The organism is Veillonella parvula, from assembly GCF_032550495.1.
GTDB lineage: Bacteria > Bacillota > Negativicutes > Veillonellales > Veillonellaceae > Veillonella > Veillonella parvula_G.
Window position 1 is genome coordinate 744,254 of sequence record NZ_JAWFZJ010000001.1, and the last position, 14,226, is coordinate 758,479.

The following is a 14,226-nucleotide window of genomic DNA, read 5'->3' on the forward strand; positions in this document are numbered from 1 at the left end:
TGTGTCCTCCTTAATACCATTTCAAGACCAGGCTTGCCCATGTTAGGCCTGCACCAAATCCTGCAAACGCAACATTATCACCGCGTTTGAAACGTCCCTCGCGATTAGCTTCATCAAGTGCAATCGCTACAGACGCGGCAGATGTATTACCATACTTATGTAAATTAACAAAAACTTTTTCCATCGGCAGATGTAAACGTTTGGCTGCCGAATCAATAATACGAATATTCGCTTGATGAGGAATGAAGTAATCTAATTCATTTAACTCCATATCAGCACGTTCTAAGGATTTTAAAACCGTGCGTCCCATCGTTTTAACGGCAAATTTATATACTTCAGGGCCATCCATATGAATAAATGTTAAGCCCTCTTCTACGCGTTGATCATTTGCTACTACAGCAGTGCCACCTGCAGGAATGCAAAGCGCTGATCCTCCAGTGCCATCGGCGCCCATGTCAATACCTTTAATGCCATAGCCTTCAGGTACTTCAGATACTACTGCAGCCCCAGCACCATCACCAAAGAGGATACATGTACCACGATCATTCCAGTTTACTCGACGAGAAAGAATTTCTGCCCCCACAACGAGTACTTTTTTATAAATACCAGAGCTAATATAACTAGCAGCAGTAATCAATCCATATACAAACCCAGAGCACGCCGCTTGTAAATCATAGGCTGCAGCGTTTTTAGCTCCTAAGTTTGCTTGCAATACACAAGCTGCCGAAGGAATAATCATATCTGGTGTTAAGGTAGCAAAGATAATCATGTCGATATCCTCTGCAGAGACATTAGCCATTTGCATAGCTTTTTTTGCTGCCTCGGTCGCCATATAGGATGTATTCATACCTTCCGGTGCAATGCGTCGTTCTTCTATACCCGTACGCTCTCTAATCCATTGATCATTGGTATCAACCATTTTTTCAAGATCAAAGTTTGTTACTACATTGTCAGGAAGGAAGCTCCCAGTACCAATGATTCCTACAGGTTTATTCATCATAGTCATACTTTAAGGCTCCTTCAATATCCATCGTTTCTCTTATGTGTTGAATAATTTTACGCTCTACTAAATCACTAGCAATTTCAATAGCAGTTTTTATTTCTTTTGCTTTAGAACTACCATGAGCAATCATGAATACCCCATTAACTCCTAAAAGTGGAGCACCACCATTTTCTGTGTGATCCAAACGTTTTGCCATCTTTTTCAAGGCTGGCTTTACAAGCATAGCTCCTATCTTGGCAAAAATACTTCCTGCCATAATGCTATCCTTTACTAATTGCGTAAGACCTGTTACTAACCCTTCCGCAAATTTAAGTACCACATTGCCTACGAAGCCATCACATACGACAACATCAACGGCACCTTTAGGAATATCGCGACCTTCAATATTTCCTTTAAAATTGATAGTCTTCATACCCTCCAAAATCGGATACGTCGCCAATACGACATCGTTCCCCTTTGTGGCCTCTTCACCAATATTTAACAATCCCACAGTAGGATTTTCTTTTCCTAATAAAAGCTTAGCGTATTCAGACCCCATTAAAGCACCTTGTACAAGATGTTTAGGTTTACTATTAGAATTTGCACCAGAGTCTAACATAACTGTTATACCACTTACCGTTGGCATTGGAGTTGCAATGACAGGGCGATCAATGCCTTTAATGCGACCGAGCCCAAACAAAGCCGCTGCAACAGCAGCTCCCGTACTACCTGGAGCAATTACAGCATCACAACGATTATCACGAACCAACGAAGTAGCGACCACAACAGATGCATCTTTTTTCTTGCGCAATGCTTGACCTGGATGTTCATCCATGCCGATTACCTGGCTAGCATGATGTACAGAAATACGTGGATTCTTAGCTTCATTATTAGCTTCTAATATATCAAAAATTTGCTGCTCATCGCCGACGAGCACCACTTCAATGTGTTGATTTGCTCGTACGGCTTCAATGGATCCAAGTACAGTCTCCATTGGAGCAAAGTCGCCACCCATGGCGTCTATTGCAATTTTCATAATTTACACCCTATTCTCTACGGATTCCATAATAAATTTTGCGCGAAACACTTCTTTTATTTTATCTCTTATTATAACCCAAATAAAGAACTTATTACCTCGGCGACGAACAATTTCTGCTTTCGCTACCAAATTAGTACCAGATCCTACCGGGTTCTTATATTTTATATTTCCAACTTCCGCAGAGCAAACAGTCGTCCCCATAACCACTTTTGCAAGGGAATTTGCTTGAGCATATAAATACTGCGGTTCTACATATCCGAATTGATCTTCCATATCAGCCGTAGTACGCAACATAGATAATGCTTGGTGCCCCTCGGTGACATCAATCAATTCGCCAACCACTTCATATGATACATGTTCTGCCATTTCATGTGATTGACCTGTAGCCATAACACGAATGCGTTCACGCAATTCAGGAATACCCAATTCTAGTCGATCGAGACGAATTGTTGGCACACTTACACCAAAGTGTGTTGCCAATTCTTCATCAGTAAGAAATGGCGTAATATTCAGTTTTTCTTGTAACTGCTTCTGGCGCTCTTGCTTCTTTAACCGACTCATGGGACCACCTTTTATGACCTAGTATTAATATTACATCCTAAGTATATACAATAATTCCCTTATTGGCAAGACTTTTCATACATATAGTAAGAAATTTTCATAGCATATACAAAATATAGTTGTTTTTTTATATTTTAGTATTTTTGTTTATAAAAAATAAAAATGTGTCACTATCTTATAGAATAATCTTACTATAAAATAATGACACTTGCTATTCATAACAAAACATATAAAAATATGAGTGTATATTTTGAAAGCATATAAAAAAGACGCCTACAAAGTAGGCGTCTCTCTCTGCTCACATATTAAGCATTAGCTACTACTTGTTCACCTTTATAGTGACCACATGTAGGGCAAACACGATGAGGCATCTTAGGCTCGTGGCATTGTGGACATGCTACATAACCAGGAGCTTCTAATTTCCAATTAGCACGACGACGATCGCGACGGCATTTAGACAATCTACGTTTAGGTACTGCCATTATCTGCACCTCCTTAGTACAATCATTAGGATAATCTATCATCTTTCTCATCAAGCAAAGCACGTAACTCTGCAAATCGAGGATCCACCACAAAGGATTCACAAGAACAAGGTGAAACATTTAAATTTGCTCCGCAATGAACGCACAATCCTTTGCAATCATCCTGACATAACACTTGAGAGGGCTCATTGATGATTAATGTATCCCTAATTAGTTCAGTTAAGTCAATTTCTTCTCCATCAAAAGAATTCACATCATCTGCAGCATCTCGACAATCACTAAAGATTTCCTCAAAGAAATCTTTTCGATAATGTTCTGTTGTATTTAAACAACGGGAACAATCATAATCGCCTTTAGACTGAATCGAACCTTGAACGATGTAATTTTGACCATCAAACCAAAACTCACCACTAATGGTTATATCATGACGGCTCCAAGGAAAAGCAGTTACGTCACCAAGCTCAGAGGCTGATATCGTATAGCTATAAGGAAATTTCTTTCCTATATGTTCTTTTGCTTGCTCTACTTGCAGTTTCATAATCTTACCTCGACTCATAATATTATAAACATGACATGGTGCTTTGTCAAATAAAAAAGACTATCTCAAGTGGACTCAAGATAGCCTTTTGGTAAGTCAATTACATTTTTTCGAATTGGTCTTTACCAACACCGCAAATTGGGCAAACATAATCAGCTGGTTGATCTTCGAATTTTACGCCTTCAACAGCTTCGTCATAAACCCAACCACATACTACGCATACATATTTTTCCATGTGTATTTCCTCCTTCACTTGAAAATTATTGTTTAATGTTTATCTTTAATTAATTCAGATACTCTATCTGTAATGTAGTATATCAAAGACATCGAAACTTTTCAATACTCATTTTCTTATTTTCTCATTTTTTATAATATTTAATAATCATAGATACTATGCGGTTTTCTACTACTTAACTCATTTGAAATATATTATCATTTAATTTTTTATCTTTAGACTACTGCTAAATATTTTATTTTAATCCAATAATTGGAAATTAATTTTGAAAGCATATTGTTTAAATAAAATAACTATAATAACCTTATCTAAGGTGTACATAATTACTATATTATACTATTATATAGAGAAGAGATTATGTAATTACATATAATCTCCAAATAATATTACGCTTAATCTCTTTAGTATATAAGTATATACTGATGAATATTCTTGACTTTATTAATACTCTAATTTTCTATAAGAAAATAAAATCATTCTTATATAAAATTCTCGCATAAAGGTATAATAAAGTTTCAGTAAATTTAATTGTTATCATAGGAGGCTTTATGAGAACAGCGTTAACACAACTTTTACAAATCGAATACCCTATCATCCAAGGTGCTATGGCTTGGGTATCTGAACACAAACTAGTTGCTGCCGTAGCTAATGCAGGTGCTACAGGTGTAATTGCTCTTGGTGGTCGTGATGCAGAATGGACGCGCAACGAGATTCGTGCCTGTAAAGACTTAACGGATAAGCCTTTCGGAGTCAATCTCATGTTAATGGCTCCCAATAAAGACGAATTAGTGGATATTATCATTGAAGAAAAGCCTGCATTTGTAACACTTGGAGCAGGCAATCCTGTACCATATATTAAACCATTGCAAGATGCAGGCATTAAAGTTATCCCTGTTGTCCCATCTCTAAAACTTGCTAAACGCATTGAAGAAGCTGGTGCTGATGCAATTATTATTGAGGGTATGGAAGCTGGTGGACATATTGGTAGCCAAACAACCATGTCCTTGATGGAAAATATTTTACCTGAGATTTCCATTCCTGTTGTTGTAGCAGGCGCTATCGTAGATGGTCGTGGTATTGCAGCAGCATTGTTGATGGGTGCTGAGGGTGTACAAATGGGTTCCCGTTTTTTGTTAGCTGAAGAATGCCAAGCCCACATAAATATGAAAGAAGCAATTATCAAAGCCACAGATACAGACTCTGTTGTAACGGGTCTCCTCTCTGGTCACGGTGGAGTACGTAGCTTGAAAAACGAATTCACTACACGTTACTTAGCTGCCGAAACAGATGGTGTTACTACCCCTGAAGAACGCACCAAAATGTCCCAAGGCACTAACAAACGTGCTGCTATCGATGGTGATGTTGTAAATGGTGCTGTACAAGTTGGACAAGGTTTAAACCGACTTACTACTATTGAACCTGCTCACACTATAGTACAAACAGTAATGAATGAAGCTATCATGTCTATTCGTAAAGCACAACGTCTTATTGAAATCGTATAGTTAATAAATTAGGAGTTCCTTATGTTACCATTTCACGGAAAATACCCCAAATTAGATCCCAAAAGTTGTGTTATGCCTGGTGCAGAACTTGCAGGTGATGTTGAACTAAAAGAATATGCTTCCATTTGGCAAAACTGTGCACTTCGCGGTGATGTAAATAAAATTGTAGTAGGTCGCTATTCTAATGTACAGGATAACTCTGTATTACACGTTGATGACGACAGGGCTTGCATTCTTGGAGATTATGTAACAATTGGCCATGGTGCAATAGTACACGCTAGTACTATCGAAGATAATGTATTAGTTGGAATGGGCGCTATTGTATTAAGCGGTTGTCATATTGGCTCTGGCTCTATTATTGCTGCTGGTGCAGTCATAAAGGAGAACACTGTAATCCCACCTAATTCTTTAGTTGTTGGAATCCCAGCTCGCATAGCTCGTACAGATGAAACGCAAATCGAACGTATTCACAATCAAGCACTAAAATATAAACACTTGTGGACTGTAGAATATGGCATGCTTCCTGATGCGGGTGGCGAGGAATACGATAAGAACGCAAAAATCGTATAATTACATATACATTAAAAGCGGATAGTTGATTAATTCAACTATCCGCTTCTTTTCTATATATTATATTTACTTTTATTAACTATTATTTATTGCTACTTAGCGCTATTTAATTTTGATTGAATGATTTGCTCTACCATAAGAGCTGTCCCCATTGTTAAAGCTATAGGAAACAACATCTCTACAGAGAAACGAGATAATTCAAGCATAAATACACAAGATGTCATAGGCATTTTTTGTGCAAGTCCTAAGAATACTACGGCCCCTACAAAAGCAGACATTCCCAAAGATACTGGCGCTATAGCAATAGCCCATACGGTACCAAATACGATCCCCAAAGTACTACCTAACATCATAGATGGTGTAATACGACCACCATATGCACCAGCGGCCAAAGCAAGTAAAACAGCTACCCATTTGGATCCAAATAAACCCAATGCATATGTCCATGTGATATCGTTCGTAAAAGTCAACTCATTGCCTGCTTTACCATTTCCAAGAATTTCAGGAAAATACATAGCTAAAACACCAATTAGTGTAAATGCTACGATAGAAATGGGAATCATTACAGGACTACTACGATGAATGGCGGGTAGCTTACTTTGTGTAATATTAAATAAAACAACACCAATTGCAATAATAGCGCCTAAAACGATAGAAAACTCTACATAATGACTCCCCAAACTGGGTTGTGCCATTGTATATTGTATAACATCTCCTACACCAGCTTGTCGCGTCACAAATGTAGCCAAACCACAACATAAGAGGGCTGCACTCATAGCCCGTATATTCCAAGTAAGAAGCAAAGTTTCTAATGTAAAAATTGCCGCAGATAATGGTGAATTATAAACTGCAGCTAAACCAGCGCCTGCAGCACATGCAATTAATAATTGACGATCTTCTTGTTTTATATCAAAATGTTTAACTAAAAAGGTAGTAATACCTGCGCTAGCCTCACGTGGTGCAACTTCTCGACCTAATGGAGAACCAATACCTACCGTAATTATTTGCAGTGTTGCATGTAAAACAGTAGTAATTGGATTCATATCCATTTTACCAGAAACTGCTGTTTTTATATCTACAACGCCTTTACCATATCTGTGAATCAAAACCCAACCTACGCCACCTATCACGCCACAGACGATTAAGGGTATTAATCGTTCTATCGGTGATACTCGGGCCACAGCTGCACCAAAGCTCAGATGATCAGCAGAAGAGTAATTATATACGAAATGTTGGATTCCATGTAATAAATGCGTATAGGAAGCCCCTACTAGCCCCGCTATAAAGCCAACTATAATAATGAGTCCTATAAATCGTTTATCATATATCATATTTACTCCATCGCTAATACAATTTCCCCAGCCGCTAATGTCTTTTTAACATCAATGATACGCTGATTTGAGGAACCTCTGAAGCGCAAAGCAGGGTCCTTAAGTTCATCTACAAAGCGGCCATCTACGAGAATATCGATTTCTTGTAATAAAGCACTTCGCAACTCATCTTCTAAGATATCATCTATTTCATAGCCGGAATAAGCCCAAATCTTCTTTTCTGGCGCCGCTGCTCGAACAGCTCTCACCACCGGTAATAAGCCTTGTACATTTTGAAATGGCTCCCCACCTAATAATGTTAAACCTGAACATGTAGGATTCTTCACATAGGAAACCACTAAATCTGTCTCAGCTTGCGTCCATACCTTACCAGCATTAAAATCTTGGTATTCTTCGTTAAAACAATTATAACAACAATGTGTACAACCTGTTACAAATATAGATGTACGAATCCCTTCTCCATTGGCAATATCGTATTGTCTTATTTGCCCATATCTCATCATAACCTCCATAGTAGTGCCTATCAACTTTGATCAACACTATATAGATATATTTCAATTTCTCATATATACAGTAAAAGCTGTGCCTTAGGCACAGCTTTTACCATTTAAAACTATCGTATTTAGAACTAAAATCATATCTATTAAAATATCCACATCATTAGATGTCTATGATAATTATATTAATCTATATAACAGTTTATCTTAATATGCTTAATATACAGGATAATTATTAAAACTATACCTCTAATAATCTTAAATGTGCATTACACGATCTTTAATTTCCTTTGTGCGCCCTTCATTCCAGAAGTTTTCACCAAGGTATCCACAAGTACGACGGATAACAGTTAATTTATCGCGATTTGTATTGTGGCAACGAGGGCATTCCCACTCGTTATGTTCATTTACCTTAATTTCTCCATCAAAGCCACATTCGTGACAATAGTCAGACTTGGTATTAAATTCAGCATAAGAAATATGATCATAAATATATTGAATCATCGTCAAAACAGCTGGAATATTATTAGTCATATTAGGAATTTCTGCATAGGAAATACAGCCACCTGTAGATTTCTTTTGGAACTCAGATTCAAAAGAGAACTTATCAAATACATTAATCTCTTCTCGTACGCTTACATGATAACTATTAGTATAATAACCTTTATCCGTAATATCCTCAATAATACCAAAACGAGCGCGATCCAAAGAAGAGAATCGATGGGTTAAACTTTCAGCAGGTGTACCATATAATGCGAACCCCATGTTATGTTTAGCTCGCCATTCATCAACAGCTGCATTTAAGCGGTCCATAATCTTCATCGCAAAAACGCGGCCTTTTTCACCTGTATTCGATTCACCGGTAATTAAGCGAGTTGCTTCATAAATACCAATATATCCCAAGGAAATAGTCGCATAACCGCCAGTCAAGAATTTGGCAATTTTCTCGCCTTTTTTAAGTCTTGCAATAGCACCGTGTTGCCAATGGATTGGTGACACATCACTCACTACGTCCTTAAGTAATTCATAACGAAGCATTAGTGCTTTTTCTGCCAACTCAAGTCGTTTATCTAAAATTTCAAAATATCGTTCTTCACTACCTCGGGCTAGAATGCCAATTTGAGGTAAGTTTAAACTTACTACACCAATGTTAAAACGTCCATCAAACTTGTATTCACCATTTTCATCCTTCCAAGGAGATAAGAAGGATCGACAGCCCATAGGACTAAAAACATTACCTGAGTAGTTTTCCTTCATTTTTTTTGCAGAAATATAGTCAGGGTACATGCGCTTAGCCGTACATTGTGCTGCCAATTCAGTTAAGTAATAGTATGGACTATCTGGTGTTACATTATGCTCATCAAGAACATAAATCAACTTAGGAAAGGCTGGTGTAATATATACATCGGCTTCGTTTTTTACACCTTTAATACGTTGGCGCAAAATTTCTTCTGTAATAAGAGCCGCTTCCTTCGCGTATTCATAGTCTGGTTGGAAATACATAAATAATGTCACAAATGGAGATTGACCATTTGTAGTCATCAATGTATTAATTTGGTATTGAATAGTTTGAATACCATCTTTAACCTCTTTACGCGTACGTTTCCACGCAATTTCACGAGCCTTTTCCATATTAGGCTCCATGCCGTAAATCTCAACTTGTTCTTCAATAACATTATTGAGGATTTTTTCATAAGATTTACGTACAAATGGTGCCAAAATACGGTCAATACCATTAATACTTTGGCCACCATATTGACCAGATGCTACTTGTGCAATAATTTGTGTTGTTACAGTACAAGCAACTTGGAAAGACTTAGGTGTATCGATTTTCTTACCATTGATTACTGTGCCATTTGTAAGCATGTCTTCCAAATTAATCAAGCAACAGTTAAACATAGGTTGAATAATATAATCCATATCATGGAAGTGGATAGCTCCACTATCATGGGCTTCCAAAATATCGGTAGGAATCAATTTACGACGAGCAATATCCTTAGATACTTCACCAGCAATTAAATCCCGTTGGGTAGATACAATAGCAGCATCCTTATTAGAATTTTCATCAAGAACACTGATATTACTACGATCTAATAAACCAATTACATCATCATCAGTTGTATTTTGACGGCGTTTAAAAGCTTGAACAGCTTTGTAACCTTCATAGGCACGTGCCGTTGCAGGATTATGATACTCAATCAACTTATAATACACTTGATCTTCAATAGCATAAATTGTCATGTCTTTTTGAAGCTTAGTAGCATATTCCTCAATTTCATTTGCAATACGCTGTGCCAAGCCCTCTTCGTACAACCCAGTACTACTATGTTCAGCTTTTTCAATAGCCAAAGCAATCTTGTTTTTGTCGAATGGTACCTTCGTGCCATCACGCTTAATGACCTGCAACATATTGGCAACCTCCCCATCTTGTTACTGCCAAAATATATGTTAAGAAGTATAAAAAGTATGTCTAATCACACTTTTTATAAATTTATATGTAAAAATGTAAAGAATTATTAGAAAACCCCTCTATTTTTACTGCCCTCTCAGTATACTATATATGGTGGTTGTTTTCAACCCTAAATACAATATAAAGTAAAAATAGGTTCCTCTATCTATGCCAATATGACATGGATAAAAGAACCTATATAAATTATAATGCAAAGCCAAATAGACGAGTTAAGAAATTACCCTTTTTCCCCACCCAACTAGATGGGACAGAAGGATAAAATGTGCGATTAGCTAAGAGGTCGCGTTCATTAAGATGGATATTTGGCAACAAATCTTTTTTATACGTATTGTCTAATTCAGAAATTGCTTCCACATAACCTTGGTACGCCTCAATATCACAGCCATCGCTGTAACCAGTACCAAAGAAATGAATTAAACCATTTCGATATAATTCAATGGCCCTATCATAGTTAGCGTTACCATGATCAAAAGATGCCATATTACATTGAATCAAAATACCTCTATCAACCCATGCTAGTAATTGTTCAGGTTTAGTAAATAATTGTCCATAAGTTTCTACTTCACTAATAATAGGTACAAGCCCCATATCTAGTAGACTTAATAACCACGCATTAATATGATGCACTTTGCTATTTTGTGGAAGAGCAACTAATATAAAATGGCTATCTCCCAACGTATATTGATTGCGATGAGAAGCTATATATGCAACCATTTCATCACAAAGCATTACGCGAGCTCCACTGTGAATAGTTATATCTACTTGTTGCTCCTTAACCATAACTTTTACTTCATTAACTAAAGAGTTCATAGCATTCCATGTGTTCAGATCCATAGATACTGTTACATCAGGCGTACTAAAAATATCTGTAATACCTTGTTCAGACAAGGACTTAATCATTTTTACTGATTCTGCCATTGTTTGAGGCCCTTGTGGACCTAACACAGCTGGCAAAATGCAACCATGTAAATCAACCACGCGACTCATAATCTTTCCCTTCTACTTTCGATTTTCTTTTCAAAACCGACCTCTTTTATAAAGTTCATGTTCTTCTCATTTAAGTTTATAATTCATTTTATATTCACGATTATAACAAGGGACCAGTCGCTTGTATAGTGGTTTTTCTATAAAAATAAATAAATTATTATATGTTCATTTAATACAATTTTTATATATTCATTTATTCTTCATAAAATATGACCCATAATCTCTACAATTATGAGTCATATTTTACACATTATTATATTAATAATTATTTAATTTTTAAATGTACTTTTATCTTTTATCATGACTAATATAATAAGTTAATTTCACTACCGATATACCGATGATTATACCAACTGTATCAATCAGTACATCAGACAGTTGAGAGCTGCGTCCTAGAGAAAATAATTGTATAAATTCATCTAGACTAGCTATTACTATACCCACTCCTATAGTTTTTACTACTGTGCCATATTCAATATAGCGGCGTAGAATTACATATAAAATACCACCAAGAATTGTAAATTCTGTGAGATGGGCTAGCTTTCTAACAACCCTATTTAAGGCCCATATATTTCCATGAAAGCCTAATTTATGAGCTACAGGGGTAAGCCACTCTGCAAAAATAAGACTAAACCCATCAGAGTTCCCTCCATTTTGCAAGGAATTATCCCATATAAAAAACACAATTAGACATAACACAATATATAGTATCCAACGTTTCATACTACTCTCCTAAACGCCACAATACATACAGCTGCATCAATCTCTATCAAAAATATCTCTTGTATAAACTTTATCTTTTACACCTTCTAAGCTACTATCCCAGCGATTAGCTACAATGACATCACTAACACGCTTAAAATCTTCAAAATTACGTATAACTGGCGAATTAAAGAAATCTTCTGCATCTAGTGTAGGTTCATATACTACCACAGCAATCCCTTTCGCCTTAATACGTTTCATAACACCTTGAATGGCTGATGCTCTAAAATTATCAGAGTTCATCTTCATGGTCAAGCGATAGATACCAACAATTTTCGGATTTTTAGCAATAATAGTATCTGCCACATGATCTTTACGTGTTCTATTCGCATCAACAATGGCAGAAATTAAATTTTGTGGTACATCATTATAGTTAGCTAATAATTGCTTTGTATCTTTTGGCAAGCAATAACCACCATAACCAAAGGAAGGATTATTATAAAAATCTCCAATACGAGGATCTAAACAAACCCCCTTGATGATTTGACTTGTGCTAAGGCCACGTACTTCAGCATAGGAGTCTAACTCATTGAAATACGCTACACGTAATGCTAAATACGTATTAGCAAACAATTTAATTGCTTCCGCTTCCGTAGAATCAGTATATAATTGTGGAATATTTTCTTTAATAGCACCTTCTGCTAATAATTGGCCAAAACAACGTGCTCTGTCAGAATCCTCGCCCACAACAATACGGGATGGATGTAAATTATCGTATAAGGCTTTACCTTCACGCAAGAATTCTGGCGAGAAAATTAAATTCTCCGTATTAAATTCTTTGCGCATTTGTACCGTATAGCCTACTGGTACAGTTGATTTAATAATCATTACTGCATCAGGATTAATCTCTAGCACAGTTTTAATAACTTGTTCAACAGAAGATGTGTCAAAGAAGTTTTTTTGTGGGTCATAATTTGTAGGTGTCGAAATGATAACATAATCTGCACTGTTAAAAGCTTCTACTGGGTCAAGTGTAGCTTTGAAGTTTAACTCCTTAGTAGCTAAATACTCTTGCAATTCAGCATCTACAATAGGCGTCTCTTTGCGATTTAACATATCTACTTTTTCTGGGATGATATCGAGGGCTACTACTTCATTATGTTGAGCTAACAACACACCATTGGAAAGGCCTACATAGCCTGTACCAGCAATTGCAATTTTCATTTATTTGCCCTCCATCATATAGAAATCTTTATACCATATGGCAAAACGCTTTAACCCTTCTCGTAAGCTTGTATTAGGTTTAAAGCCAAAATCTGCTTCTAACGCACTTGTATCAGCATATGTAACAGGCACATCCCCTGGTTGCATAGGCACTAATTCTTTATGTTCTTCAAAATTATAATCCTTTGGTAAAACACCAGCAGAAACCAATTCCTCTGAAAGAATGCGCACAAAATCAAGTAAATTTTCTGGGTTGCTATTGCCGATATTATAAATAGCGTACGGTGGAACCGGCAAGCCATCCGCACCATTGCGACGCTCTGGTGCAGTAGACATAACCTTAGAAACGCCTTCTACAATATCATCGATATAGGTAAAATCACGCTTACAATTGCCATAGTTGAAGATTTTAATTGTCCCACCATTACGTAATGTATTTGTAAAACCAAAGTATGCCATATCTGGACGACCTGCAGGACCGTATACAGTGAAGAAACGAAGCCCTGTGCTAGGGATGTTATATAATTTAGCATACGAATAAGCCAATAACTCATTTGATTTTTTTGTAGCTGCATAAAGAGATACAGGATTATCTACTTTATCCTCTGTAGAGTATGGAATTTGTTTATTTGCACCATATACAGAAGAAGATGATGCATACACTAAATGCTCTACACCTCTTTCACCATCATCATAAGAATGACGACAAGCTTCTAGAATATTATAAAATCCAATAATATTAGACTCGATATAGGCGTCGGGGTTAGTAATAGAGTAACGAACCCCTGCTTGAGCTGCTAGATTCACTACAACTTGTGGTTTATAGATAGCAAAAATTTCATCAACAAAGAACTTATCTGCAATATTCCCTTTTTTAAAAATCCATATATTCTTATTATTTTTGCTAAGTTCATCAATCTGTTGCAATCGATACTCTTTCAATGCTACATCATAGTAATCATTAACAGAATCTATGCCAATAATTTGAGTCCCTTCTGCTTCAGATAGTAAGGACATAACTAGATTAGCCCCTACAAATCCAGCGGCACCTGTTACAAGGATTACCGTGTTGTTTAAATCTACATTTTTTGAAAGCATATGTACTC

General features: G+C 36.6%; 15 protein-coding genes. 2 read left to right on the forward strand and 13 right to left on the reverse strand.

Annotation, left to right across the window (positions count from 1 at the left end; genetic code table 11):
* Window positions 1-10: 10 nt before the first annotated feature.
* The 6 genes from E6X37_RS03670 to E6X37_RS03695 form a co-directional block, all read right to left on the reverse strand.
* Window positions 11-1,006 (reverse strand): beta-ketoacyl-ACP synthase III, encoded by a 996-nt coding sequence (locus E6X37_RS03670; protein ID WP_008713708.1) that lies wholly within the window; start codon window positions 1,004-1,006, stop codon window positions 11-13.
* Window positions 990-2,018 (reverse strand): phosphate acyltransferase PlsX, encoded by a 1,029-nt coding sequence (gene plsX / locus E6X37_RS03675; protein ID WP_004693432.1) that lies wholly within the window; start codon window positions 2,016-2,018, stop codon window positions 990-992. The genes E6X37_RS03670 and plsX overlap by 17 nt, the downstream gene beginning before the upstream one ends.
* A gap of 3 nt (window positions 2,019-2,021) precedes the next feature.
* Window positions 2,022-2,582: a transcription factor FapR gene (gene fapR / locus E6X37_RS03680; protein ID WP_004693429.1), complete on the reverse strand. Its 561-nt coding sequence runs from the start codon at window positions 2,580-2,582 to the stop codon at window positions 2,022-2,024.
* A 305-nt stretch (window positions 2,583-2,887) separates the two neighbouring features.
* Window positions 2,888-3,064, reverse strand: a complete 177-nt coding sequence (gene rpmF / locus E6X37_RS03685; protein WP_004693428.1) for a 50S ribosomal protein L32 — start codon at window positions 3,062-3,064, stop codon at window positions 2,888-2,890.
* 25 nt (window positions 3,065-3,089) lie between these two features.
* The gene (locus tag E6X37_RS03690) at window positions 3,090-3,602 is read right to left on the reverse strand and encodes a YceD family protein (protein ID WP_004693424.1); all 513 of its coding nucleotides are present in this window, start codon (window positions 3,600-3,602) and stop codon (window positions 3,090-3,092) included.
* A 100-nt stretch (window positions 3,603-3,702) separates the two neighbouring features.
* Window positions 3,703-3,837: a rubredoxin gene (locus E6X37_RS03695; protein WP_004693422.1), complete on the reverse strand. Its 135-nt coding sequence runs from the start codon at window positions 3,835-3,837 to the stop codon at window positions 3,703-3,705.
* A 548-nt stretch (window positions 3,838-4,385) separates the two neighbouring features.
* Between E6X37_RS03695 and E6X37_RS03700 the strand changes: the two genes are divergently transcribed.
* Complete coding sequence (locus E6X37_RS03700; protein WP_004697213.1) at window positions 4,386-5,339, forward strand: nitronate monooxygenase; 954 nt, start codon at window positions 4,386-4,388, stop codon at window positions 5,337-5,339.
* A gap of 21 nt (window positions 5,340-5,360) precedes the next feature.
* Window positions 5,361-5,909 (forward strand): gamma carbonic anhydrase family protein, encoded by a 549-nt coding sequence (locus tag E6X37_RS03705; protein WP_004693416.1) that lies wholly within the window; start codon window positions 5,361-5,363, stop codon window positions 5,907-5,909.
* 92 nt (window positions 5,910-6,001) lie between these two features.
* Here the strand turns inward: E6X37_RS03705 and E6X37_RS03710 are convergent, their stop codons facing one another.
* The 7 genes from E6X37_RS03710 to E6X37_RS03740 form a co-directional block, all read right to left on the reverse strand.
* Window positions 6,002-7,240, reverse strand: a complete 1,239-nt coding sequence (locus tag E6X37_RS03710) for a chloride channel protein (protein WP_058948442.1) — start codon at window positions 7,238-7,240, stop codon at window positions 6,002-6,004.
* 2 nt (window positions 7,241-7,242) lie between these two features.
* Window positions 7,243-7,740 (reverse strand): anaerobic ribonucleoside-triphosphate reductase activating protein, encoded by a 498-nt coding sequence (nrdG, locus tag E6X37_RS03715; protein WP_004697282.1) that lies wholly within the window; start codon window positions 7,738-7,740, stop codon window positions 7,243-7,245.
* A 255-nt stretch (window positions 7,741-7,995) separates the two neighbouring features.
* Window positions 7,996-10,146 (reverse strand): anaerobic ribonucleoside-triphosphate reductase, encoded by a 2,151-nt coding sequence (gene nrdD / locus E6X37_RS03720; RefSeq protein ID WP_101928175.1) that lies wholly within the window; start codon window positions 10,144-10,146, stop codon window positions 7,996-7,998.
* Between the two features lie 244 nt (window positions 10,147-10,390).
* Window positions 10,391-11,194, reverse strand: a complete 804-nt coding sequence (locus tag E6X37_RS03725) for a tyrosine-protein phosphatase (protein WP_101928174.1) — start codon at window positions 11,192-11,194, stop codon at window positions 10,391-10,393.
* Window positions 11,195-11,482: 288 nt separating this feature from the next.
* On the reverse strand, window positions 11,483-11,917 hold the full coding sequence (locus tag E6X37_RS03730; RefSeq protein ID WP_024061190.1) for a VanZ family protein: 435 nt from the start codon (window positions 11,915-11,917) through the stop codon (window positions 11,483-11,485).
* A gap of 36 nt (window positions 11,918-11,953) precedes the next feature.
* Window positions 11,954-13,120, reverse strand: coding sequence for a nucleotide sugar dehydrogenase (locus E6X37_RS03735; protein ID WP_101928173.1), 1,167 nt, complete (start codon window positions 13,118-13,120; stop codon window positions 11,954-11,956).
* A complete protein-coding gene (locus E6X37_RS03740; RefSeq protein WP_101928172.1) occupies window positions 13,121-14,218 on the reverse strand; it encodes an NAD-dependent epimerase/dehydratase family protein in 1,098 nt (365 codons plus the stop codon).
* Window positions 14,219-14,226 lie beyond the last annotated feature (8 nt).

Excerpts from the sequence above, each read along its gene's own strand:
- E6X37_RS03670 (WP_008713708.1), bottom strand. The coding sequence starts at position 1,006 with ATGACTATGATGAATAAACCTGTAGGAATCATTGGTACTGGGAGCTTC.
- plsX (WP_004693432.1), bottom strand. The coding sequence starts at position 2,018 with ATGAAAATTGCAATAGACGCCATGGGTGGCGACTTTGCTCCAATGGAG.
- fapR (WP_004693429.1), bottom strand. The coding sequence starts at position 2,582 with ATGAGTCGGTTAAAGAAGCAAGAGCGCCAGAAGCAGTTACAAGAAAAA.
- rpmF (WP_004693428.1), bottom strand. The coding sequence starts at position 3,064 with ATGGCAGTACCTAAACGTAGATTGTCTAAATGCCGTCGCGATCGTCGT.
- E6X37_RS03690 (WP_004693424.1), bottom strand. The coding sequence starts at position 3,602 with ATGAAACTGCAAGTAGAGCAAGCAAAAGAACATATAGGAAAGAAATTT.
- E6X37_RS03695 (WP_004693422.1), bottom strand. The coding sequence starts at position 3,837 with ATGGAAAAATATGTATGCGTAGTATGTGGTTGGGTTTATGACGAAGCT.
- E6X37_RS03700 (WP_004697213.1), top strand. The coding sequence starts at position 4,386 with ATGAGAACAGCGTTAACACAACTTTTACAAATCGAATACCCTATCATC.
- E6X37_RS03705 (WP_004693416.1), top strand. The coding sequence starts at position 5,361 with ATGTTACCATTTCACGGAAAATACCCCAAATTAGATCCCAAAAGTTGT.
- E6X37_RS03710 (WP_058948442.1), bottom strand. The coding sequence starts at position 7,240 with ATGATATATGATAAACGATTTATAGGACTCATTATTATAGTTGGCTTT.
- nrdG (WP_004697282.1), bottom strand. The coding sequence starts at position 7,740 with ATGAGATATGGGCAAATAAGACAATACGATATTGCCAATGGAGAAGGG.
- nrdD (WP_101928175.1), bottom strand. The coding sequence starts at position 10,146 with ATGTTGCAGGTCATTAAGCGTGATGGCACGAAGGTACCATTCGACAAA.
- E6X37_RS03725 (WP_101928174.1), bottom strand. The coding sequence starts at position 11,194 with ATGAGTCGCGTGGTTGATTTACATGGTTGCATTTTGCCAGCTGTGTTA.
- E6X37_RS03730 (WP_024061190.1), bottom strand. The coding sequence starts at position 11,917 with ATGAAACGTTGGATACTATATATTGTGTTATGTCTAATTGTGTTTTTT.
- E6X37_RS03735 (WP_101928173.1), bottom strand. The coding sequence starts at position 13,120 with ATGAAAATTGCAATTGCTGGTACAGGCTATGTAGGCCTTTCCAATGGT.
- E6X37_RS03740 (WP_101928172.1), bottom strand. The coding sequence starts at position 14,218 with ATGCTTTCAAAAAATGTAGATTTAAACAACACGGTAATCCTTGTAACA.